Origin of the sequence: Pseudomonas sp. MBLB4136, from assembly GCF_051904765.1 — a bacterium.
In the GTDB taxonomy this organism is placed as follows: domain Bacteria; phylum Pseudomonadota; class Gammaproteobacteria; order Pseudomonadales; family Pseudomonadaceae; genus Aquipseudomonas.
The window spans coordinates 3812611-3834002 of sequence record NZ_CP196713.1; the positions used below are offsets into that span (position 1 = coordinate 3812611).

Annotated in this window: 19 protein-coding genes; 11 read left to right on the top strand and 8 right to left on the bottom strand. The window is 65.2% G+C overall.

The features are described from left to right. Positions 1–43 precede the first annotated feature (43 nt). Entirely contained in the window at positions 44–781 is a 738-nt protein-coding gene (gene pgeF / locus ACSX1D_RS17355) for a peptidoglycan editing factor PgeF (protein WP_439859688.1), read from the bottom strand. Continuing rightward, positions 778–1752 (bottom strand): 23S rRNA pseudouridine(1911/1915/1917) synthase RluD, encoded by a 975-nt coding sequence (gene rluD / locus ACSX1D_RS17360; protein WP_439859689.1) that lies wholly within the window; start codon positions 1750–1752, stop codon positions 778–780. The genes pgeF and rluD overlap by 4 nt, the downstream gene beginning before the upstream one ends. 148 nt (positions 1753–1900) lie before the next feature. Here rluD and ACSX1D_RS17365 point away from each other — a divergent pair, with 148 nt between their 5' ends. Next, the gene (locus ACSX1D_RS17365) at positions 1901–2893 is read left to right on the top strand and encodes an outer membrane protein assembly factor BamD (protein ID WP_439859690.1); all 993 of its coding nucleotides are present in this window, start codon (positions 1901–1903) and stop codon (positions 2891–2893) included. Between the two features lie 73 nt (positions 2894–2966). Here the strand turns inward: ACSX1D_RS17365 and ACSX1D_RS17370 are convergent, their stop codons facing one another. Beyond that, positions 2967–4598, bottom strand: a complete 1632-nt coding sequence (locus ACSX1D_RS17370) for an NAD+ synthase (protein ID WP_439859691.1) — start codon at positions 4596–4598, stop codon at positions 2967–2969. Positions 4599–4774: 176 nt separating this feature from the next. Between ACSX1D_RS17370 and ACSX1D_RS17375 the strand changes: the two genes are divergently transcribed. Genes ACSX1D_RS17375 through ACSX1D_RS17385 form a run of 3 tightly spaced genes read left to right on the top strand, consistent with a single transcriptional unit; the run spans position 4775 to position 7933 of the window. Next, complete coding sequence (locus ACSX1D_RS17375; protein WP_439859692.1) at positions 4775–5011, top strand: PP0621 family protein; 237 nt, start codon at positions 4775–4777, stop codon at positions 5009–5011. Beyond that, positions 5001–6593 carry a two-component system sensor histidine kinase NtrB gene (locus ACSX1D_RS17380; RefSeq protein WP_439859693.1) on the top strand — a complete coding sequence of 531 codons (1593 nt, stop codon included), beginning with the start codon at positions 5001–5003 and terminating at the stop codon, positions 6591–6593. Before ACSX1D_RS17375 ends, ACSX1D_RS17380 begins: the two co-directional genes overlap by 11 nt. 2 nt (positions 6594–6595) lie before the next feature. After that, positions 6596–7933: a sigma-54-dependent transcriptional regulator gene (locus ACSX1D_RS17385; RefSeq protein WP_439859694.1), complete on the top strand. Its 1338-nt coding sequence runs from the start codon at positions 6596–6598 to the stop codon at positions 7931–7933. 61 nt (positions 7934–7994) lie between these two features. Here ACSX1D_RS17385 and thiO read toward each other — a convergent pair whose 3' ends face one another. Then, positions 7995–9089 carry a glycine oxidase ThiO gene (thiO, locus tag ACSX1D_RS17390; protein ID WP_439859695.1) on the bottom strand — a complete coding sequence of 365 codons (1095 nt, stop codon included), beginning with the start codon at positions 9087–9089 and terminating at the stop codon, positions 7995–7997. A 110-nt stretch (positions 9090–9199) separates the two neighbouring features. On the opposite strand from thiO, the gene ACSX1D_RS17395 reads away from it, so the two are divergent. The 7 genes from ACSX1D_RS17395 (at position 9200) to ACSX1D_RS17425 (ending at position 16475) form a co-directional block, all read left to right on the top strand. Continuing rightward, on the top strand, positions 9200–9724 hold the full coding sequence (locus tag ACSX1D_RS17395; RefSeq protein WP_439859696.1) for a GspH/FimT family pseudopilin: 525 nt from the start codon (positions 9200–9202) through the stop codon (positions 9722–9724). 96 nt (positions 9725–9820) lie between these two features. Then, the gene (locus ACSX1D_RS17400; RefSeq protein WP_439859697.1) at positions 9821–10297 is read left to right on the top strand and encodes a GspH/FimT family pseudopilin; all 477 of its coding nucleotides are present in this window, start codon (positions 9821–9823) and stop codon (positions 10295–10297) included. Continuing rightward, positions 10297–10758, top strand: a complete 462-nt coding sequence (gene pilV / locus ACSX1D_RS17405) for a type IV pilus modification protein PilV (protein ID WP_439859698.1) — start codon at positions 10297–10299, stop codon at positions 10756–10758. Before ACSX1D_RS17400 ends, pilV begins: the two co-directional genes overlap by 1 nt. Continuing rightward, positions 10755–11750 (top strand): PilW family protein, encoded by a 996-nt coding sequence (locus tag ACSX1D_RS17410; protein ID WP_439859699.1) that lies wholly within the window; start codon positions 10755–10757, stop codon positions 11748–11750. The genes pilV and ACSX1D_RS17410 overlap by 4 nt, the downstream gene beginning before the upstream one ends. Continuing rightward, a complete protein-coding gene (locus tag ACSX1D_RS17415; protein ID WP_439859700.1) occupies positions 11747–12226 on the top strand; it encodes a pilus assembly PilX family protein in 480 nt (159 codons plus the stop codon). The genes ACSX1D_RS17410 and ACSX1D_RS17415 overlap by 4 nt, the downstream gene beginning before the upstream one ends. Before the next feature lie 95 nt (positions 12227–12321). Next, the gene (locus tag ACSX1D_RS17420; protein WP_439859701.1) at positions 12322–16026 is read left to right on the top strand and encodes a pilus assembly protein; all 3705 of its coding nucleotides are present in this window, start codon (positions 12322–12324) and stop codon (positions 16024–16026) included. Further along, positions 16026–16475: a type IV pilin protein gene (locus ACSX1D_RS17425; protein ID WP_439859702.1), complete on the top strand. Its 450-nt coding sequence runs from the start codon at positions 16026–16028 to the stop codon at positions 16473–16475. Before ACSX1D_RS17420 ends, ACSX1D_RS17425 begins: the two co-directional genes overlap by 1 nt. A gap of 99 nt (positions 16476–16574) precedes the next feature. On the opposite strand, the gene ispH is transcribed toward ACSX1D_RS17425, so the two are convergent. From ispH to ileS, 4 genes are all read right to left on the bottom strand, one after another. Further along, the gene (gene ispH, locus ACSX1D_RS17430) at positions 16575–17519 is read right to left on the bottom strand and encodes a 4-hydroxy-3-methylbut-2-enyl diphosphate reductase (protein WP_439859703.1); all 945 of its coding nucleotides are present in this window, start codon (positions 17517–17519) and stop codon (positions 16575–16577) included. A gap of 106 nt (positions 17520–17625) precedes the next feature. Then, positions 17626–18063 (bottom strand): FKBP-type peptidyl-prolyl cis-trans isomerase, encoded by a 438-nt coding sequence (locus tag ACSX1D_RS17435; protein WP_439859704.1) that lies wholly within the window; start codon positions 18061–18063, stop codon positions 17626–17628. Continuing rightward, positions 18056–18565 (bottom strand): signal peptidase II, encoded by a 510-nt coding sequence (gene lspA / locus ACSX1D_RS17440; RefSeq protein ID WP_439859705.1) that lies wholly within the window; start codon positions 18563–18565, stop codon positions 18056–18058. The genes ACSX1D_RS17435 and lspA overlap by 8 nt, the downstream gene beginning before the upstream one ends. After that, a complete protein-coding gene (ileS, locus tag ACSX1D_RS17445) occupies positions 18558–21389 on the bottom strand; it encodes an isoleucine--tRNA ligase (RefSeq protein ID WP_439859706.1) in 2832 nt (943 codons plus the stop codon). The genes lspA and ileS overlap by 8 nt, the downstream gene beginning before the upstream one ends. Positions 21390–21392: the final 3 nt, after the last annotated feature.

Sequence of the window (21392 nt, forward strand, 5' to 3'; positions counted from 1 at the left end):
GGCCGATTGTGCGTATTTCAAGCCGCGCAGGCATTGACCCGGGTCAGTCGGCGAGCCAGATCAGCGAGGCGAAGCGACCGGTGCGCGCGGCGCGGCGGTAGGAGAAGAAGCGCGGATCGCTGTAGGTATCGCAGCCGCCGCCATAGACGGCGGTCACCCCGCGAGCCGCCAGGCGGATGCGTGCAAGCAGGTAGATGTCGGCGAGATAGCGCCCGGCATTGGCGCTGGGCTCGAAGGCGCCGGCGGCATTGGCGTGCGCGGCGAGAAACGCCTCGCGCACCTCCGCACCGACCTCGAAACTCTGCGGGCCGATGGCCGGCCCCAGCCATGCCAGCACATGCTCCGGCGCGCAGGCCAGGGCATCCAGGGTCGCCTCCAACACTCCGCCCGCCAGGCCACGCCAGCCGGCATGGGCGGCCGCCACCCGACTCCCGTCCCGATCGCAGAACAGCACGGGCAGGCAGTCGGCGGTCATCACCGTGCAGGCAACGGACGGGGCGCCGGTCCAGCTGGCGTCGGCCTCGGCCACCCGAACGGGATCGGCCTCGACCACGGCGATGCCGTGCACCTGGCTGAGCCAGGCCGGCTGGCAGCCCAGCTGGCTGATCAGGCGCTGGCGGTTCTTGCTCACGGCCACTTGGTCGTCGTCGACGTGCTCGCCGAGGTTGAGGCTGTCGTAGGGCGCCAGACTGACGCCGCCGCTGCGCGTGGTGACGCAGGCCCTGACCCGTGCCGGCGCGGGCCAGTCCGGGGTCAGCCAGTCATGGGCCCAGGCGCTCACCCGATGAAGGCCTCGCGATCCTGACGCAGCAGGGTCAGCAACCAGACCAGATCATCGGGCAGCGGCGATTCCCACTTCATGCGCTTGCCGGTCACCGGATGATCCAGCTCGAGGAAGCGCGCATGCAGGGCCTGGCGCGGGAACTCCTTGAGGCTCTGCACCAGGGTCGGGCTGGCCGCCGGCGGAATACGGAAGCGCCCGGCATAGACCGGATCGCCGACCAGCGGGTAGCCGACATGGCTCATGTGCACGCGGATCTGGTGGGTACGCCCGGTTTCCAGCTTCACCCGCGTATGGGTGTGCGAGCGGAAGCGCTCCAGCACCCGGTAGTGGCTGACCGCCGGCTTGCCGCCGTCGGTCACCGCCATGCGCTGGCGCTGGGCCGAGCTGCGGCCGATGGGCGCATCGATGGTGCCGCCGGCGGTGATCACGCCGATCACGATGCACTCGTAGATGCGGCTGACCGTGCGTTTCTGCAGCTGATCGACCAGCTGGGTCTGCGCCTGGATGGTCTTGGCCACCACCATCAGGCCGGTGGTGTCCTTGTCCAGGCGATGGACGATGCCGGCGCGCGGCACGTTGATGATGTCCGGCACGTGGTGCAGCAAGGCGTTGAGCAGCGTGCCGTCGGCGTGGCCGGCGGCCGGGTGCACCACCAGCCCGGCGGGCTTGTTGATCACCAGCAGCTGGTCGTCCTCGTAAACGATATCCAGCGCGATGTCCTGGGCGAGCCACTCGCCCTGGGCCTCCTGCTCGGCGCGCAGCTCCAGCAGCGCACCGCCATGGACGATGTCGCGCGGCCGCAGCGGCGCGCCATCGACGGTCAGCAGCCCCTCCTTGATCCAGGCGGAAAGGCGCGAGCGCGAGTGCTCGGCGAACAGTTGGGCGGCGACCTGATCGAGGCGTTGCCCGCCCAGTTCGGACGGCACCTCGGCAGTCAAATGGATGGCCTGCTTATTTATGGATGACATGCTCGGCAACGGCGGGGGCGCAGCCTTTTGGTTTCGGCTACACGCTTGTGGTTAAATACGGCGTCTTTGCCCCAGGGATACCGGGGGCGCTCATCATAACAGGACGGCTTTGCTCAAGACAGCCGCCGTCACAGGGACGCAAGCCGCCATGCACGTGAAACACCTGCTGCTGATCGCCATCCTCGCCCTCACCGCCGCCTGCTCATCCAACGAGGTCATCGACGAAAACCTGAGCGAGACCGAGCTGTATCAGCAGGCCCAGAGCGACCTGGACAATAGCAGCTACACCAGCGCGATCGGCAAGCTCAAGGCCCTGGAGTCGCGCTACCCCTTCGGTCGCTATGCCGAACAGGCGCAACTCGAACTGATCTACGCCTACTACAAGAACGTCGAGCCGGAAGCCGCACGCTCCGCTGCCGAGCGCTTCATCCGCCTGCATCCGCAGCACCCGAACGTCGACTACGCCTACTACCTCAAGGGCCTGGCCTCCTTCGACCAGGACCGTGGCCTGCTGTCGCGCTTCCTGCCGCTGGACATGACCAAGCGCGATCCGGGCGCCGCCCGTGACTCCTACAACGAGTTCGCCCAGCTCACCAGCCGCTTCCCGACCAGCCGCTACGCGCCGGACGCCAAGCAGCGCATGATCTACCTGCGCAACCTGCTGGCTGCCTATGAAATCCACGTCGCCCACTATTATTTGAAGCGCCACGCCTATGTCGCCGCCGCCAACCGCGGCCGCTACGTGGTGGAGAACTTCCAGGAAACCCCGGCAGTCGGCGACGGCCTGGCGGTGATGACCGAGGCTTACCAGCGCCTGACCCTGAACGAACTGGCCGCCACCAGCCTGGCAACCCTCAAGCTCAACTACCCCGACCACCCGACCCTGGTCGACGGCCAGTTCGTGCCGCGCGAGGAGGAGATCGACAGCCGTTCCTGGCTGGCCAAGGCCACCCTGGGCCTGATCGAAAGCGACACACCGCTGCCGCCGGGCGAAACCCGCGCCAGCCAGGACGTGATCCGTCAGTACGAAGACGCCAAGGAGCAGATTCCCGACGAACTCAAGTCGCCGCAAGCGGATGCGCCCCAAGCAGACCAGGGCCGCTCCTGGTTCAGCTACCTGACCTTCGGCCTGTTCGACTGACGGCGCGGAGCCAGAATGAAAAAGGGAGGCCTGAGGCCTCCCTTTTTCGTTCACGCCCCACGGACCCGCTCGATCAGTCGCCGATACGCCAGCCGGAAGTAATCGGGTAGCGCCGGTCACGGCCGAAGCCCCGCTGGGTAACCCGCACCCCGACCGCCGCCTGGCGCCGCTTGTATTCGTTCAAGTCGACCAGGCGCAACACCCGCCTGACCGTGTCCTCGTCGAAGCCCTCGGCAATGATGGCGTTGGCCGACAGGTCGTGCTCGATATACAGCTTGAGGATCTCGTCGAGCACCGGGTAGGGCGGCAGCGAGTCCTCGTCCTTCTGATCCGGCGCCAGCTCGGCCGACGGCGGCCGATCGATGACCCGCTGCGGAATCACCGCCCCCAGGGTATTGCGGTACTCGCACAGGCGGAACACCAGGGTCTTGGGCACATCCTTGAGCACGTCGAAGCCGCCGGCCATGTCGCCGTAGAGGGTGGCGTAGCCGACCGCCATCTCGCTCTTGTTGCCGGTGGTCAGCACCAGATAGCCCTTCTTGTTGGAGATCGCCATCAGCAGCGTGCCACGACAGCGCGCCTGCAGATTTTCCTCGGTGGTGTCACGGCCCAGGCCCTCGAACACCGGCGCCAGGGTGCCCATGAAGGCTTCGACCATCGGCGCGATGGGCAGCACCCGGTAGCCAACGCCCAGCGCCTGGGCTTCGGCCTCGGCGTCCTCCAGGCTGATCTGCGCGGTATAGCGGTACGGCATCATCACTGCCTCGACGTGTTGGGCACCCAGCGCATCCACCGCCACCGCCAGGGTCAAGGCCGAATCGATGCCGCCGGAGAGCCCCAGCACCACGCCCTTGAAGCCGTTCTTGCGCACATAGTCGCGCACCCCCATGACCAGCGCCTGATACACGCTGGCCTCCAGCGCTGGCAGGGGTGCACAGGTCGCCGGCCGTGGAATCACTGCGTCCTCAACCACCTGCAAGTCGACCGGGTAGAACCCCTCATTGAACGCCCCCACGCGCTGACAGACCTGCCCGGCGGCATCGACCACGCAGCTGCCGCCATCGAACACCAGCTCGTCCTGGCCACCGACCTGGTTGACATAGACGATCGGCATCCCGCCCTCGCGCGCGCGCTCGGCCAGGTTCTCCTCGCGCTCGGACTGCTTGTCCAGGTGGAAGGGCGAGGCATTCAGGCTGAACATCAGCTGCGCCCCGGCCGCACGTGCCTGCGCCATCGGCTCGGCGAACCAGATGTCCTCGCAGATGTTCAGGGCAATAGGCACGCCCTTGATGTCCACCACGCAGGGCTGGTCACCCGACTCGAAGTAGCGCTTCTCGTCGAACACCCGGTAGTTGGGCAGCTTCTGCTTGTAATAGCTGGCCAGCAGCCGGCCATCGGCGATCACCGCGCAGGCGTTGTAGCGCAGCTCGTCCTCCAGCCAGGGATAACCGACCACCAGATAGATGCCGTGCACCTGCTCCTGCAGGCGCTGCAAGGCCTGCTCGATGCGCAGCTGCATGCTCGAGCGCAGCAGCAGATCCTCCGGCGGGTAGCCGCACAGCGCCAGCTCGGGGAATACGATGACATCCGCCTGCCACTGATCGCGCGCGCCGCAGGCCGCCTCGATTATCCGCTCGACGTTGCCATGCACGTCGCCGACGCGCAGGTTCATCTGGGCCATCACGACACGCAGGGTTTGGCTCATGACAGCCTCCACCAAACTAATCCCGTTTGCGCCACCGGAGATCGGCGGCGCCGTTGCACAAGCGCCATTGTCCCGCATCGCCGGCGCCGGAAACAATGCACAGCATCGGCTTTGGCCGCTGTGCTGCGACCGCCAGCTTGGCTAAACTGCCAGGCCTTACTGGAGAAAAGTGAGCCATGGGCCTGTTCCGCCTGCTGATCTTGATCGCTATCGTCGCCGCCGCGTTCTGGCTCTGGCGACGCTTTATCCGCCCGCCGAAGCGTGCCGACAACCTCGGCCGCAAGCCCGCCCCCATGGTGCGCTGCGCCCAGTGTGGCGTGCACGTGCCACGCGAGCACGCGCTCAACCAGGACGAGCACTGGTACTGCAGCCGCGCGCACCTGGAACAAGGCCGCAAATCCGGTGAGCAGTGAGGTCCTGTCCCTGAGCGGAGCCCAGGGTCGGCGCATCCTGCGGCTCTATCACCTGTACCGCCTGGCCATAGGCCTGGCCCTGGTCCTGCTGATCTCCAGCGACCTGCACGACGAGCTGCTGGACCTGGCCAATCCCGCCCTGTTCCGCAACGGCAGCTGGTTCTACCTGATCCTGAACATTCTGGTGGCGGTGGTGGTGCAGCGGCCACGCAGCCTGATTCAGCTGTTCAGCCTGGCGCTGGTCGACGTAATCCTGCTATCCGGCCTGTTCTACGCCGCAGGTGGCACCCCCAGCGGCATCGGCGCCCTGCTGATCGTCGCCGTGGCGATCGCCAATATCCTGCTGCGCGGGCGCATCGGCCTGCTGATCGCCGCCGTGGCCGCCATCGGCCTGATCTACCTGACCTTCTACCTCAGCCTCGACCGCCCCGCCGCCGCCGCCCAGTTCGTCCAGGTCGGCGCCCTCGGCGCCCTGTGCTTCGCCGCCGCGCTGTTCGTCCAGGGCATCACCCGGCGCCTGCATGCCAGCGAGAGCTTGGCCGAACAGCGCGCCGCCGACGTCGCCAGCCTGGAGGCGCTCAACGCCCTGATCCTGCAACGCATGCGCACCGGCATTTTGGTCCTGGATGATCAGCACCGGGTGCTGCTGGCCAACCAGGGCGCGCTGAGCCTGCTCGGCCGCGAGGACCTGGCCGGCAAGATCCTCGATCCGCACTGCTCCGCGCTGGTCAAGCGCCTGCAACACTGGCGGGACAACCCGACCCTGCGCCCGGCCAGCCTGCAAGCCCGAGACGACGGGCCGGTCCTGCAGCCGAGCTTCGTACCGCTGCAGCGTGGCGAGCAGCGCGAAACCCTGATCTTCCTCGACGACATCTCCCAGGTTGCCCAGCAGGCCCAGCAGCTCAAGCTCGCCTCCCTGGGCCGCCTGACCGCCGGTATCGCCCACGAGATCCGCAACCCCCTCGGCGCCATCAGCCACGCCGCACAATTGCTGCAGGAGTCGGAAGAGCTGCAGGGTCCCGACCTGCGTCTGGCGCAGATCATCCAGGACCACTCGCGGCGGATGAACCTGGTGATCGAGAACGTCCTGCAACTGTCACGCCGGCGCCAGGCAGAACCTCAGCTGCTCGACCTCAAGTACTGGCTGCACCGCTTCGCCAGCGAGTTCCGCAGCTCGGCGCCCGCCGACCGGCAGCTGCACCTGGAAACCCAGGGCGGCAGCATCCAGACGCGAATGGACCCGCATCAACTGACCCAGGTGCTGACCAACCTGGTGCAGAACGGCCTGCGCTACAGTGCCCAACAACATGGACGAGGGCAGGTCTGGCTCAAACTGTTTCGCGACCCGGACAGCGAACTGCCGGTGCTCGAGGTGCTGGACAATGGCCCTGGCGTGCCGGCCGAGCAGCTGCAGCACATCTTCGAGCCGTTCTACACCACCGAGAACAAGGGCACCGGCCTGGGCCTGTATATTTCCCGTGAGCTGTGCGAAAGCAACCAGGCACGCCTCGACTACAAATCACGCGAGGGCGGCGGCAGCTGCTTTCGCATCACCTTTGCCCACCCGCGCAAGCTGAGCTGAACATGACCCGCCAGATAGCCCTTATCGTCGACGACGAGCCCGATATCCGCGAACTGCTGGAAATCACCCTGGGCCGGATGAAGCTCGACACCCGCAGCGCGCGCAACGTCAAGGAAGCCCGCGAGTGGCTGGCCAAGGAACCGTTCGACCTGTGCCTGACCGACATGCGCCTGCCCGACGGCACCGGCCTGGAGCTGGTGCAGCACATTCAGCAGCGTCACCCCCAGGTCCCGGTGGCGATGATCACCGCCTACGGCAGCCTGGACACGGCGATCCAGGCCCTCAAGGCCGGCGCCTTCGATTTCCTGACCAAGCCGGTGGACCTCGCTCGCCTGCGGGAACTAGTCGCCACCGCCCTGCGCCTGCGCGCCCCGGAAAGCGCCGAGCTGCCCGTGGACAGCCGCCTGCTCGGTGACTCGCCGCCCATGCAGGCCTTGCGCAAGCAGATTCTCAAACTCGCCCGCAGCCAGGCGCCGGTGTATATCAGCGGCGAGTCCGGCAGCGGCAAGGAGCTGGTGGCCCGCCTGATCCACGAACAGGGCCCGCGCCGCGAGCAACCCTTCGTGCCGGTCAACTGCGGCGCCATCCCCTCGGAGCTGATGGAGAGCGAATTCTTCGGCCACAAGAAAGGCAGCTTCACCGGCGCCGTCGAAGACAAGCAGGGCCTGTTCCAGGCCGCCAACGGCGGCACCCTGTTCCTCGACGAAGTCGCCGACCTGCCGCTGGCGATGCAGGTCAAGCTGCTGCGGGCGATCCAGGAAAAGGCCGTGCGCACCGTCGGCGGCCAGCAGGAGCTGGTGGTCGACGTGCGCATCCTCTGCGCCACCCACAAGGACCTGGCGGCGGAAGTCGCCGCCGAACGCTTTCGCCAGGACCTCTACTACCGCCTCAACGTCATCGAGCTGCGCGTGCCGCCGCTGCGCGAGCGCCGCGAAGACATCAGCCAGCTGACCGAGGTCATGCTCAGGCGCCTGGCCGAGGACACCGGCCTGAGCCCCGCCCGGCTCGACCCCGAAGCCCTGGAGAAGCTCAAGAGCTACCGCTTCCCCGGCAACGTGCGCGAGCTGGAAAACATGCTCGAGCGCGCCTACACCCTGTGCGAAGACGACCGCATCAGCGCCGGCGACCTGCGCCTGGCCGACGCCTGCCCCGCCGGGGAAAACGGCGAAACCAGCCTGGCGCAGATCGACAACCTGGAGGACCACCTGGAGGAGATCGAGCGCAAGCTGATCATGCAGGCCCTGGAAGAAACCCGCTGGAACCGCACGGCCGCCGCCCAGCGCCTGGGCCTGAGCTTCCGCTCGATGCGCTACCGGCTGAAGAAGCTGGGAATCGACTGAGCCCCACCTCCGCTCGGGCGCCTACAGCAGCACCCGGCCGGTCGCCGCCAGCGCGATACCTTCAGCCCAGGCGCCCCGCCGGCGCGTAGGGCGCGGGGTCGATGATCGGCGTGCGTCCCAGCAGCAGATCGGCCAGCAGCTGGCAGGACGCCGGGGCCAATACCAGACCGTTGCGATAGTGGCCGCAGTTCAACCAGAGCCCCTCATAGCCGGGAACCGCGCCGATAAAGGGAATGCCCTCCGGCGACCCAGGGCGCAAGCCCGCCCAGTGCCCGACTCGCTCGGCCTCGGCCAGCGCCGGCAGCAAGGCCTCGGCCGACGCCTGCAGGCTGGCTAGCGCCGCTGGCGTGGGGGTCTTATCGAAGCCCGCGCGCTCCAATGTGCTGCCTACCAGAATGTGTCCATCGCGTCGGGGAATCGCATAGCGCCCCTTGGCCAGCACCATGCTCGGCAGAAAGTCCTCCGCGCACTTGTACAGAATCATCTGCCCCTTCACCGGCTCCACCGGAAGCTCGACGCCGAGCCCCTTGAGCAGCTCGCCGCTCCAGGCCCCGCTCGCCACGACGACACAATCGCCACGCATCTCGCCTTCAGCGGTAACCACTCCACGGACGCGCCCTTTCTCAAGGACAAAACCGCTGACCGCACACTGCTCACGCAGGGTCACGTTCGGCAGGTTCAGCAGCGCCGCGCGCAGCGCCTTGACCAGGCGCGGGTTGCGCACGTTGGCCACCCCGGCCATCTGCACCGCATGGGTAAAGCCCCCGGCCAACGCCGGCACCGCGCGCTGCACCGCCGCCATCTCGACCCGCTGCAGCGGCCGCCCCTCGCGCCTTGCCCAGTCCAGCGCTTGCGCTTCGTCCTCGAGATCCAGCCAGTACAGGCCGGTGACATGCACCTCCGGGTCGATGCCGGTTTCAGCCAACAGTTGCTCGCCCAGGCGTGGGTAGAAGTCCTGCGACCAATGGGCCAGCGCGGTGACGGCCGAGCTGTAGCGCCAGGGATAGAGCGGCGAGACGATACCGCCGCCGGCCCAGGAGGACTCGCGCCCCAGCCCACCCGCCTCAAGCAGCAATACCTTGAGCCCGGCCTGCGCCAATCGATAGGCCGAGAGCATACCGACGACACCGCCCCCCACCACGACCGCATTTTCCATGCACTTATCTAGCGACAACTCATACCCCCTTACTTGACACCTCGAGGTGCTCAGCTAAACAAACAGCAGGCCAGGATGGCCGTCCATACATGAGCACAAGGAAGCGCATCATGTCCCCCTATCGCCTCCAGGCCTTCAGCCTGATGGAACTGCTGGTCTCCATTGCCCTCACCGCAATCCTGCTGAGTATCGCAGCGCCGAGCTTCAGCGCCTACTTGCAACAGAGTCGACAGACTGCACACATCAACCAGATGCTCGCGGCCCTCAACTACGCAAGAAACAGGGCGATTTCTGGCGCAATGCCCGTCAGCCTGTGCGCGGGAACAAGCAGCTGCAATGGCTCGCGGCGCTGGCAAGAGCAACTGCTGATCTTCATCGACGTCAACCTCAACGGCCAACTCGACGGTAGCGATACGCTGCTGCAAATGGAGCCGCTGGTAACCAACTACACTTGGGACTGGTCGAACTTTCGCAATCAGAAGCACCTGAGTTTCAAGGTCGATGGCACCACCCATGCTCTCAACGGCACGCTCACCCTGTGCGAAAACACGCGCCCGGCTGCCCGAATCGTGATCAACCTCGCAGGGCGGGCCCGCATCGACCGGGCCGCGAGCAACAATCTCTGCAGCCGCTGAACCGTTCACCCCGGAGAAGTGGCCGGGCATCCCCCTTTTGTTGTGGATAGCACGCAACCTGAGATGATCTGCTCAACGATTCTGTAGAGAACAGTCATGCGCGACACCCGAGGCTTTACCCTGATCGAGCTCATGGTGACCGTAGCCGTCCTGGCCATCGTCATCAGCATTGCTGCCCCCTCATTCAGCGCCATGCTGCGCGACAACCGCATCGCCACCATCGGCAGCGAACTGCAGACGGCCTTGCAGCTGGCGCGCTCGGAAGCGATCAAGCGTCGCCTGGATGTCGTGGTGTGCCGGCGCAATGCCGCCGGTACCGCATGCGAGAATGGCACCGACTGGGGCGCAGGCTGGCTGATCCGTCAAGTCGGCGGCGATGTCCTCAAGGTCTGGGACAGCGTACAGGACAGCAGCATCACCGGCCCGAACGCCGGCATCACCTTCCGCGGTACCGGCCTGGCCGCTGCCGCCAGCAACTTCTCGGTTACCCAAAGCAGTTGCACCGGCCAGCAGAAACGCACGCTGTCGGTCTCGGTAACCGGAAACACCACCCTGAGCAAGGTGAACTGCTAATGCGCGCCCCACTCGCCAGGCCTCAGCAAGGGGCCACCCTGATCGAAGTGCTGATCGCCATCGTCGTGCTCTCCATCGGCTTGCTGGGCTTGGCTGGGCTGCAGCTGACCAGCATGCAGAGCAACCACAGCGCCTATTACCGCTCCCAGGCCACGCTGCTTGCCTATGACCTGGCCGACCGCATGCGCGCCAATCGCACGGCCGCGCTGACCAGCGCCTACCTCGTCGACTTCCCGACATCCTCCAGCAGCAACACGGTGAGCGGCACCACTGCCCAGAAGGACAGAGCCGAGTGGCTGAACAACCTCGCCCTGAAACTGCCGGACGGCACCGGCAAGGTGGAGAAGAGTGGCACCCTGGTGACCATTTCCGTGCGCTGGAACGACAACCGCGGCCGGATCAAGGCAACCGGCGACACCACCACGCCCACCGAGACCTTCGTCTACCGGACTGAAATATGAACACGACCCTTCACCTGCGGCAAAAAGGACTTTCGCTGGTCGAACTGCTGATCGCACTGGCCCTCAGCCTGCTGCTTATGGGAGGCGTGTTGCAGATCTTCCTCAGTAGCAAGCAGACCTACAGTAGCAACAACGCTCTGTTCCGCGTGCAGGAGAGTGGGCGTTTCGCCACCAGCTTCCTCACCTACGATATCCGCAACGCCGGCTACAAGGGCGAGTGCCTGGGCAGCCCAACCAATCTGCTCAATGAGACACACAGCGCCTACAGCCCGGACCTGTTCGACGTCAGCCAGGGAATCAAGGGCTGGAACGACACCTCGCCGAGCTGGGTGAGCAATCGCGTGCGCGGCGATGTGCTTGTCCTCAAGCACGCCGCCAACGCCTCCAATGTCACCGCGTCCGGCAATACGCCCCTCAACGCCAACACCATTAACCTGACCGGCTCGAGCACGATCCCACAGGACTCAATCGTCATCATTGCCGACGGCCAGGGCTGCGACGTGTTCCAGACGACCAACAACGCCAACGCCAACTCACTGACTCGCGGCAACGTCGGCACGCCTGGCAATAAGAACCCGGGGGCCAGCAACTTCAGCCATACCTATGGCCCGGACATGCAGATCCTCACCCTGGAGAGCGCCACCTACTACATCGGTAACGGCGCCAACGGCCTACCTTCGCTGCGCCGTATCAGCTATGCCACCGGTACCGCCAGCGACCAAGAGCTGGTCGAGGGGATCGAGGACATGCAGATCCTCTACGGTATCGCCGACCTCAACAAACAAGTCAGCAACTACGTCACCGCCAACAACGTCACCAACTGGGACAATGTCGCCGCGGTGCGCATCGAACTGCTCGCCGTCAGCGCCGATACCAACGTGGTCCCGGAAAACCAGGTGATCGCCTTCAACGGCGCCAACACGACCATCGCCAACCGCCGTCTGGCACACACCTTCTCGACCACCATCGGACTGCGTAACCGCCTACCATGAACAGACCTACTCCATCACTGCACATCCGCAGCCAGCAAGGCGCCGTGTTGATCATCGCCCTGGTCATGCTACTGCTGCTGACCATCATCGGCCTGAGCAGCATGCGCGGCACCTCGCTGCAGGAAAGCATGGCCGGCAACATGCGCGACAACAATGTCGCCCTGCAGGCCGCCGAAGCGGCCTTGCGCGATGGCGAAAACATCGTCAACAGCAAGTTCCTGAACGGCACCCTGAACACCCTGGAAGCCGCCCCGCAGACGGGGTCCTATAGCAGCTTCCCCGGGGTCAGCAGCAACCCCACCTACAAGATCACCCTGCTGGCCAAGCTGCGCACCAGCACCGAGGCCGGCGCAGCCATTACCGACGAGGGCGCCCTGGTGCGGGTCGAGGCCGACGGCTACGGCGTCAGCACCAACCTGAACAGCAGCGCCACTTCTCGCGCGCAGCTCAGCTCCACCTTCTTGGTCGAACAATGAACAGACAACTGTTGCGCCCGCACAAACAGGGAGTGTCCGCGATGATCAGGTCCGCCGTAAGCTCAAGCCCAGTAAACATCAGCGCCGGCTTTGCGATGTCCCTGTGCATCGCCCTGGCCGCCACCCCGGCCCAGGCGCAAGTCTCGCAGGCACCGCTGCTCTTGGGCGGCGGCAACGTACCTGGCAACCTAGCACTGGTGCCCTCGGTCGAGTGGCCGACCATCATCAGCATGGCCAACCTGGGCAACTACAGCGCCAGCACCACCTTCGTCGGCTACTTCGACTCGAACAAGTGTTATGACTACAGCGACGACACGGCCAACAGTGACAAACGCAACAGCCACTTCTACCCGGTCTCCATTTCCACCAGCCGCACCTGCGCCGGCAAGCTGTGGAGCGGTAACTACCTCAACTGGGCCGCGACCCAGACCATCGATCCCTTTCGTAGCGCCCTGACCGGCGGTTATCGCGTCAGGGACACCGCGACCGAAACCTGGCTGGAAAAGGCCCGGCACACTGGCCAGAACAGCAGCGGGCGTCTGCAAATATCCGGATCAACAACCGTGAGCGCTGCCACAGCAGCAGACTGGAGCGAGTTCAACACGCGGCTGGAGGGGTATGGCAACCGCATGCGCTTTACCTTGAACGGCAGCTGGAGTGGCACTGTCACGCCTTACAGCTCGTCCACCACGCTGACCGGCAATGGCGGCAACGTGTATGAAGTGGTAATGCGCGTGAAGGTCTGCGACGCCAGCGTCGGCCTGGAAACCAACTGCACAAAGTACGCCCAGGGCTACAAGCCCGAAGGCCTGATTCAGCTGTATTCCAAGGACATCCGCTACAGCGTCTTCGGCTACCTCAATGACTCCGACACCCTGCGCGACGGTGGCGTGCTGCGCGCCCAGCAGAAGTACGTCGGGCAGATCACCCGCAGCCCCGGCACGCCGGGGGAGCTGAGCAACCCGGCCAACGAGTGGGATGCCACCACCGGCGTTTTTGTACGCAACCCCAATCCGAGCGATGCCAGCGCGACCCACTCCAGCATTGCCGACAGCGGCGTGATCAACTACCTGAACAAGTTCGGACAGATGACCAGCCTGAACCACAAGTCCAAGGACCCGGTCAGCGAGCTGTATTACACCGCCCTGCGCTACTTCAAGAACCAGGGCAACGTGCCCGCCTACTCGACCATCAGCAGCGGCAACACCTATGACCTCGCCGATGGTTTTCCCGTCATCACCAACTGGCAGGACCCGATTCAGTACGCCTGCCAGAAGAACGTGATCCTCGGCATCGGCGACGTCAACACCCACCGCGACAAGAACCTGCCTGGCAACTCGCGGACCACCGATGAGCCCAGCATGCCGGCGCAGGTATCCTCCGACACCAGCATCAACGTGGTCACCGCGACGCAGAAGGTGGCCCAGCTCGAAGGGATCACCATCAACACTCCCTTCAGCGGCCGGGAAAACTCGGCCTACATGGTGGGCATGGCCTACGACGCCAACACCAAGGACCTGCGCAGCACCATCGCCGGCAAGCAGACCGTCTCTACCTACTGGGTGGACGTGCGTGAAAATCAAGTATTGCGGAGCAAGGACCAGAACCAGTATTGGCTTGCCGCCAAGTACGGCGGCTTCAAGGTGCCTGACGATTACGGCGACCCCTATGCACGCACGGCGGCCCTACCCGAATCCTGGTGGCGCACCACCACTGATGTTCTGAGCACCGGCGACCCACGCCCAGACAATTTTTATGTGGCGAGCGATGCAGCCAATATGGTGCAAAGTCTTAAGCAGGCCTTCGCCCAAATTGCCCTGGAAGCCAAGAGCACGACGGCTTCGCTGTCCAGCAACTCAAGCCGCCTGGAAACCGACACCGCCGTATTCCAGTCACTGCTCGATAGCACGCGTTGGAGCGGCGACCTGCTGGCCAAGCAGATCGGCAGCAACGGTGTGGTTGCCACAACCGCGACCTGGAGTGCCGCAACCGCCCTGGACAGCCTGGCCAACGTGTCCACCCGCAAGATCTTCACCATCAGCCCGCTGACCCCCGACTCCAACAACGGGCCTCGGCGTTCGACCACAGGCCGGGATTTCACCAAGACCGGAATTGACTCCACGCAACTGGCGCTCCTGGTCCAGCCTGGCGACACCGGCACCACAGAGGCACAGCTGCGGGTCGACTACCTGCGCGGCGACCGCAGCCTGGAGATCACCAACGACGACCGCACCAAACCCTTCCGCCAGCGCTCCAGCCGCCTGGGTGACATCGTCAATTCGGACCCGCAGTTCATCCACAAGCAGGACTTCGGTTACTCGCGTCTATCCTGGAACAGTGGCGCCGTCGGCACTGCCTACACGGCATTCCGCGGCTCCAGCAGCTACCAGAATCGCCTGCCCATGGTGGTTGTCGGGGCCAACGACGGCATGCTGCATGGCTTCGATGCCAGGCTCAGCAGCAACACGCTGACCAACGGCGGCAAGGAACTGTTCGCCTACGTGCCCGATGGCGTCATGGGCAACCTGGCCAAGCTCACCGACCCGGCCTATGCCCACCGCTATTATGTTGATGCCACTCCGCGCGTCGGCGATGCCTGGCTGGGCAGCACTACCGGTTGGAAAACCCTGGTGGTCGGCGCGACCGGCGCCGGAGGCAAGAGCATCTTCGCCCTGGACATCACCGACCCGAGCAACATGACCAGCAGTAATGTGCTGTGGGAGTTCAGCCATCCTGCCATGGGTTACACCATGGGCCAACCGGCACTGGTCGCGTTGCCCAACGGAAAGTTCGGCGTCATCGTCAGCAGCGGCTACCACGATACGGCCCCATCCACAGGACGGGTCTGGGTCCTGGACGCCTCCGACGGCAGCGTGATCAAGGACATCACCCTGCCGACCACTGGCAACCTGGGTGCCCCCCTGGCATCCGACACCGACTTCGACCAGGTCGCCGATCGCGTCTACGTGGCCGACACCCTGGGCAACGTCTGGCGCCTGGACCTGGGCAGCAACGTCAACCAGTGGGGCATTCCAAACGGACTGGGCGCCAACCCCATGTTCATCGCCAAGGACGCCTCGGGTAACCGCCAAGCGATCACGGCGCCGCTCTCATCCGCATTCAATGATGATGGCAAGCACATGGTCTTCTTCGGCACCGGTAGCTTCTACAAAGTCGGCGACAACGAAATCCCGAACAATCCACAAGTCGATACCTTCTACGGCATTATCGATGAGGGTCTGCTGACCAATGGCCGCGGCAACCTGCGCCAGCAGAAGATCCTCAAAGAGGCCACCCTGGCGAACGGCACCAAGGCGCGCGCCATCTCGGCCAACATCCTGCAATCGGGAGACCGCGGCTATTACCTGGATCTTGCCTGGCAAACCGCGGAAGGCGGCCCAGGCGCCAAGGGAGAGCGCGTCGTCGCCAAGGCGACCCTGCGCTCGGGTCGGGTTATTTTCACTACCATGACGCCATCGGCCGACCCCTGTGCATCCGGTGGCACCAGTTGGATCATGTCAATCAAGCTGTCGAGCGGCGGGCGCCTGGAAAACGTCTACTTTGATACCAGCGGTGACGGCAACCTGGACAGTGCCGACACCACAACCCTGCCAAACGAAAACGGGGAAATACCTTGGTCGGGTATTTCCGATCCAGACCATGGCGTCAGCAAGGGCGTGACACCGCTGTACAAGTGGCTTTGCTTCGCCGGCTCCAGCGGCGCCACGCCGAAATGCGTGGCGGTGTCTGGCTCGCAGCGATTTGGCCGAAACTCCTGGCGTGAATTAAGGACCAACTGATGAAGCAACCGAGCAATAGCCTGCACTGCGCCAAGCGCAGTGCAGGCTTCACCCTGATCGAGATGATGATCGTCGTGGCAATCGTGGCGATTCTGGCCGCAATTGCCTACCCGTCGTACCAGGAGCATGTGCGAAAGTCCCGGCGTGCCGACGCCCAGACCGCCATTCTTGAGCTGGCGCAGTTCATGGAGCGCCACTACACCTCGAACGGCAAGTACCTGACATCAACCAACGCCGCGCCTGCGCTCCCCTTTACCGAGGCGCCCAAGGACGGCACAACCAAGTATTACGACCTGAGCTTCGCCGCTGCCCCTACGGCGAACGCCTACACATTGCGCGCGGTCCCCAAGGGCGCCATGGCCGGCGACCTGTGCGGCACCCTGACCCTGAGCAATACCGGCGCCAAGGGCCAGTCAGGCGGCACACTTGCCCAATGCTGGCGACGTTAGGCCGCAGAACAAAAAAGGGTCGGCATTACGCCGCCCCTTTTCCTTTCCATCCAGAACAACAATCCGGCTCGATAACCGTTTAACTCCGCCCACCCGGGGTTATAAGGTCTTCACGCGCAACTCCTTGGGCATGGAGAAGGTCACGTTCTCCGGCCTTCCGGCCAGCTCGCTCTCACCGACTGCCCCCCACTCCTGCAACTGGCGGACCACGCCGCGCACCAGCACTTCCGGGGCCGAGGCGCCCGCGGTGATGCCGATGCCGGCGACGCCGTCGAACCATTCGCGCTTGAGGTCTTCGGCGCCGTCGATCAGGTAGGCCGGGGTGCCCATGCGCTCGGCCAGCTCGCGCAGACGGTTGGAGTTGGAGCTGTTGGGACTGCCGACCACCAGCAGCACGTCGCATTCGGCGGCCAGCTGCTTGACCGCGTCCTGGCGGTTCTGGGTGGCGTAGCAGATGTCGTCCTTGCGCGGGCCGCCGATGTCGGGAAACTTGCGGCGCAGGGCGTCGATCACCTTGCTGGTGTCGTCCATCGACAGGGTGGTCTGGGTGACGAAGGCCAGGGCTTGCGGGTTGCGCACCTGCAGGCGCTGCACGTCCGCCTCGTCCTCCACCAGGTAGATGGCGCCGCCGTTGCTGGCGTCGTATTGGCCCATGGTGCCCTCGACTTCCGGGTGACCGGCGTGGCCGATGAGGATGCACTCGCGGCCCTCGCGGCTGTAGCGCACCACTTCCATATGCACCTTGGTCACCAGCGGACAAGTGGCGTCGAACACCTTTAGGCCTCGCCGCTCGGCCTCGCTGCGCACCGCCTGGGACACGCCGTGGGCGCTGAAGATGACGATGACGTCGTCCGGCACCTGGTCCAGCTCCTCGACGAACACCGCGCCGCGCGCGCGCAGGTCCTCGACCACGAACTTGTTGTGTACCACCTCGTGGCGCACGTAGATCGGCGGGCCGAAGACCTCCAGGGCGCGGTTGACGATCTCGATGGCACGATCGACGCCGGCGCAGAAGCCGCGGGGGTTGGCGAGTTTGATATGCATGGGCGTGGATCTCGGCGCGAAGCGGGAACTGGGAGTTTAACGCCGCCCGCAGGCAGCGGGCGAATGGCCGCCAGGAGGGACTGGCTGGCAGCCCCTCGGCAAGGCCTCAGAGCGCCCTGACTTCGATGATTTCCACGTCGAAGTTGAGCGTCTTGCCGGCCAGCGGGTGATTGAAGTCGATGGTCACCTGGGCCTCGTCGAAGGCCTTGACCACGCCCGGCAGCTCGGTGTTGGCGGCATCGTTGAAGATCACCAGCAGCCCCTCGGACAGCTCCATGTCCTGGAACTGCGCGCGCGGCATCACCTGCACGTTCTGCGGATTGGGCTGGCCGAAGCCCTGCTCCGGCAGCACCTGCACGCTGCGCTTGTCGCCGGCCTTGAAGCCGAACAGGGCGGACTCGAAACCCGGCAACAGGTTGCCGTCGCCGACCCTGAAGGTGGCCGGGGCTTTGCCTTCGGTGCTGTCCACCACCTCGCCGTTTTCCAGCTTGAGGGCGAAATGCAGGGTGACTTCCTTGTCCGGGCCGATACGTAGCTCAGTCATGGGCGAGGTCTCCGGACTTGTTGCTCTTGAACATATCCAGCGCCAGAATGATGGCGCCGACGGTAATGGCGCTGTCGGCGATGTTGAACGCCGGGAAATACCAGCGGTGCTGCCAGTGCACCAGGATGAAGTCGACCACATGGCCGAGCACCACGCGATCGACCAGGTTGCCCAGGGCGCCGCCGAGCACCAGGGCCAGGGCGACGGCCAGCCAGGTTTCCTCGGGCTTGAGGCGCTTGAGCCAGATAACCAGCACCACGCTGACTACCAGGGCGATGGCGGCGAAGAACCAGCGCTGCCAGCCGGATGCCCCGGCCAGGAAGCTGAAGGCCGCACCGGTGTTGTAGGCCAGGGTCCAGCTGAAGTAGCCGGGGATCACCACCACCTGCTGGTACAGGGTCAGCACATCCTCGACGTAGAGCTTGCTGGCCTGGTCCGCGGCAAACACCAGCAGGCTCAGCCACAACCAGGCCAGGCGCCCGTAACGGCTGGCGTTAGGCATAGTGACGAACCTCGCCGGCGCCTTCGATGTTGTCCACACAACGACCGCAGATCTGCGGATGCGCGGCATGGCTGCCGACGTCCTCGCGGTGGTGCCAGCAGCGCCCGCACTTGGCGTGGGCGGACTTGACCACCTTGAGCTTGAGACCGGCCACTTCGGTTTCCACTGCATCGCTCGGCGCGCTGGCCAGCGGCGCCAGCGTCGCGGTGGAGGTGATCAGCACGAAGCGCAGCTCGTTGCCCAGCTTGTCCAGGTCGGAGATCAGGCTGTCTTCGGCGTACACCGTGACTTCGGCCTGCAGGTTGCCACCGATGGCCTTGGCGCTGCGCTGGTTCTCCAGCTCCTTGTTCACCGCCACCTTGACCGCCATGACCCGCTCCCAGAACTCGCGGCTCAGCTCGAAGCCCTGCGGCAACTCGCTCAGACCCTGATACCAGCCGTTGAGCATGACCGACTCGTTGCGCTCGCCCGGCAGGTACTGCCAGATCTCGTCGGCGGTGAACGACAGGATCGGCGCGATCCAGCGCACCAGCGCCTCGGCGATGTGGAACAGCGCGGTCTGGCAGGAGCGCCGCGCCACGCTGTCGGCGGCGGTTGTGTACTGGCGGTCCTTGATGATGTCGAGGTAGAAGCCACCCAGCTCCTGCACGCAGAAGTTGTGCACCTTCTGGTAGACGTTCCAGAAGCGGTAGCTGTCGTAGGCCTCTTCGATCTCGCGCTGCAGCAGCAGCGCGCGGTCGACCGCCCAGCGGTCCAGCGCCAGCATCTCGGTGTCCGCCAGCAGGTGCTGCGCCGGGTCGAAGCCGCTGAGGTTGGAGAGCAAAAAGCGCGCGGTGTTGCGGATGCGTCGGTAGGCATCGGCGCTGCGCTGCAGGATGACCTTGGACACGGCCATCTCGCCCGAGTAGTCCGAGGAAGCCACCCACAGGCGCAGGATGTCGGCGCCCAGGCTGTCGTTGACTTCCTGGGGCGCGACCACGTTGCCCAGCGACTTGGACATCTTGCGGCCGTTCTCGTCGACCACGAAACCGTGGGTCAGCAGCGCCTTGTAGGGCGCATGGCCGTCGATGGCGCAGCCGGTCAGCAGGGAGGAATGGAACCAGCCGCGATGCTGGTCGGAGCCTTCCAGGTAGAGGTCGGCACGCGGGCCGCTGGCATGGCCGAGCGAATGCGAGCCACGCAGCACGTGCCAGTGGGTGGTGCCCGAGTCGAACCAGACGTCCAGGGTGTCGCTGATCTTATCGTACTGCGCCGCCTCGTCGCCAAGCAGTTCGGCGGCGTCCAGCTGGAACCAGGCCTCGATGCCCTGCTGCTCGACGCGCTGGGCCACCGCCTCCATCAGCTCGACCGTGCGCGGGTGCAGCTCGCCGCTTTCCTTGTGCAGGAAGAACGGGATCGGCACGCCCCAGTTGCGCTGGCGCGAGATGCACCAGTCGGGACGGCCGGCGATCATGCCGTGCAGGCGCGCCTGGCCCCAGGCCGGGACGAAGGCGGTCTGCTCGATGCCGGCGATGGCGCGCTCGCGCAGGGTGTTGCCCTGGGCCGACTGCTTGTCCATGCCGACGAACCACTGCGCCGTGGCGCGGTAGATCAGCGGGGTCTTGTGCCGCCAGCAGTGCATGTAGCTGTGGTTGACCTTCTCGTGGGCCAGCAGGCAGCCGACCTCGGCCAGCTTGTCGACGATCGCCGGGTTGGCCTTCCAGATGAACTGGCCGCCGAAGAATGGCAGCGACTCGGCGTAGACGCCATTGCTCTGCACCGGATTGAGGATGTCGTCGTTGTGCATGCCGTAGCGCTTGCACGAATGGAAGTCGTCCTCGCCATAGGCCGGGGCCGAGTGGACGATGCCGGTACCGGCGTCCAGGGCCACGTAGTCGGCGAGGTAGACCGGCGAGAAGCGCTCGTAGAAGGGGTGGCGGCAGCGAATCAGCTCCAGCGCCTCGCCCTTGGCCCGGGCGACCACCTCACCCTGCAGGCCGAAGCGCGCGAGGCAGCTCTCCACCAGCTCCTCGGCCAGCAGCAGGTACCTGTCGCCGGTGTCGACCAGGGCGTAGTCGAACTCCGGATGCACGTTCAACGCCTGGTTGGCCGGGATGGTCCAGGGCGTGGTGGTCCAGATCACCAGGTAGGCGGCCTTGTCCAGGCCGCTCAGGCCGAAGGCCGCGGCCAGCTTGTCGGCGTCCTCGACCGGGAAACCAACATCGATGGTCGGCGACTGCTTGTCGGCGTACTCGACCTCGGCCTCGGCCAGGGCCGAGCGGCAATCGAAGCACCAGTTGACCGGCTTCAGCCCCTTGAACACGAAGCCCTGCTTGACCATCTCGGCCAGGGCGCGGATCTCGCCGGCCTCGTTGGCGAATTCCATGGTCTTGTAGGGATTATCCCAGTCGCCGAGCACGCCGAGGCGGATGAAGTCGGCCTTCTGCCCTTCGATCTGTTCGGCGGCGTAGGCGCGGCACAGCTCGCGGGTCTTGTCGGCGGCCAGGTGCTTGCCGTGAGTGGTCTCCACCTTGTGCTCGATCGGCAGGCCGTGGCAGTCCCAGCCCGGCACGTAGGGTGCGTCGAAGCCGGACAAGGTCTTGGAGCGGGTGATGAAGTCCTTGAGGATCTTGTTGACCGCATGACCGATGTGAATGCTGCCATTGGCGTAGGGCGGGCCGTCGTGCAGGACGAACTTCGGCCGCCCCTCGCTGATCTGCCGCAGCTTCTGATACAGGCCGAAGTCGTTCCAGCGCTGCAGGGTCTGTGGCTCGCGCTGGGGCAGGCCGGCCTTCATCGGAAACTGGGTATCAGGCAGATTTAGCGTGGCTTTGTAGTCGGTCATCTC

Coding starts and splice junctions, on each gene's coding strand:
- rluD (WP_439859689.1), bottom strand. CDS start 1,752: ATGTCATCCATAAATAAGCAGGCCATCCATTTGACTGCCGAGGTGCCG.
- ACSX1D_RS17365 (WP_439859690.1), top strand. CDS start 1,901: ATGCACGTGAAACACCTGCTGCTGATCGCCATCCTCGCCCTCACCGCC.
- ACSX1D_RS17370 (WP_439859691.1), bottom strand. CDS start 4,598: ATGAGCCAAACCCTGCGTGTCGTGATGGCCCAGATGAACCTGCGCGTC.
- ACSX1D_RS17375 (WP_439859692.1), top strand. CDS start 4,775: ATGGGCCTGTTCCGCCTGCTGATCTTGATCGCTATCGTCGCCGCCGCG.
- ACSX1D_RS17385 (WP_439859694.1), top strand. CDS start 6,596: ATGACCCGCCAGATAGCCCTTATCGTCGACGACGAGCCCGATATCCGC.
- thiO (WP_439859695.1), bottom strand. CDS start 9,089: ATGGAAAATGCGGTCGTGGTGGGGGGCGGTGTCGTCGGTATGCTCTCG.
- ACSX1D_RS17395 (WP_439859696.1), top strand. CDS start 9,200: ATGTCCCCCTATCGCCTCCAGGCCTTCAGCCTGATGGAACTGCTGGTC.
- ACSX1D_RS17400 (WP_439859697.1), top strand. CDS start 9,821: ATGCGCGACACCCGAGGCTTTACCCTGATCGAGCTCATGGTGACCGTA.
- pilV (WP_439859698.1), top strand. CDS start 10,297: ATGCGCGCCCCACTCGCCAGGCCTCAGCAAGGGGCCACCCTGATCGAA.
- ACSX1D_RS17410 (WP_439859699.1), top strand. CDS start 10,755: ATGAACACGACCCTTCACCTGCGGCAAAAAGGACTTTCGCTGGTCGAA.
- ACSX1D_RS17415 (WP_439859700.1), top strand. CDS start 11,747: ATGAACAGACCTACTCCATCACTGCACATCCGCAGCCAGCAAGGCGCC.
- ACSX1D_RS17420 (WP_439859701.1), top strand. CDS start 12,322: ATGTCCCTGTGCATCGCCCTGGCCGCCACCCCGGCCCAGGCGCAAGTC.
- ACSX1D_RS17425 (WP_439859702.1), top strand. CDS start 16,026: ATGAAGCAACCGAGCAATAGCCTGCACTGCGCCAAGCGCAGTGCAGGC.
- ispH (WP_439859703.1), bottom strand. CDS start 17,519: ATGCATATCAAACTCGCCAACCCCCGCGGCTTCTGCGCCGGCGTCGAT.
- ACSX1D_RS17435 (WP_439859704.1), bottom strand. CDS start 18,063: ATGACTGAGCTACGTATCGGCCCGGACAAGGAAGTCACCCTGCATTTC.
- lspA (WP_439859705.1), bottom strand. CDS start 18,565: ATGCCTAACGCCAGCCGTTACGGGCGCCTGGCCTGGTTGTGGCTGAGC.
- ileS (WP_439859706.1), bottom strand. CDS start 21,389: ATGACCGACTACAAAGCCACGCTAAATCTGCCTGATACCCAGTTTCCG.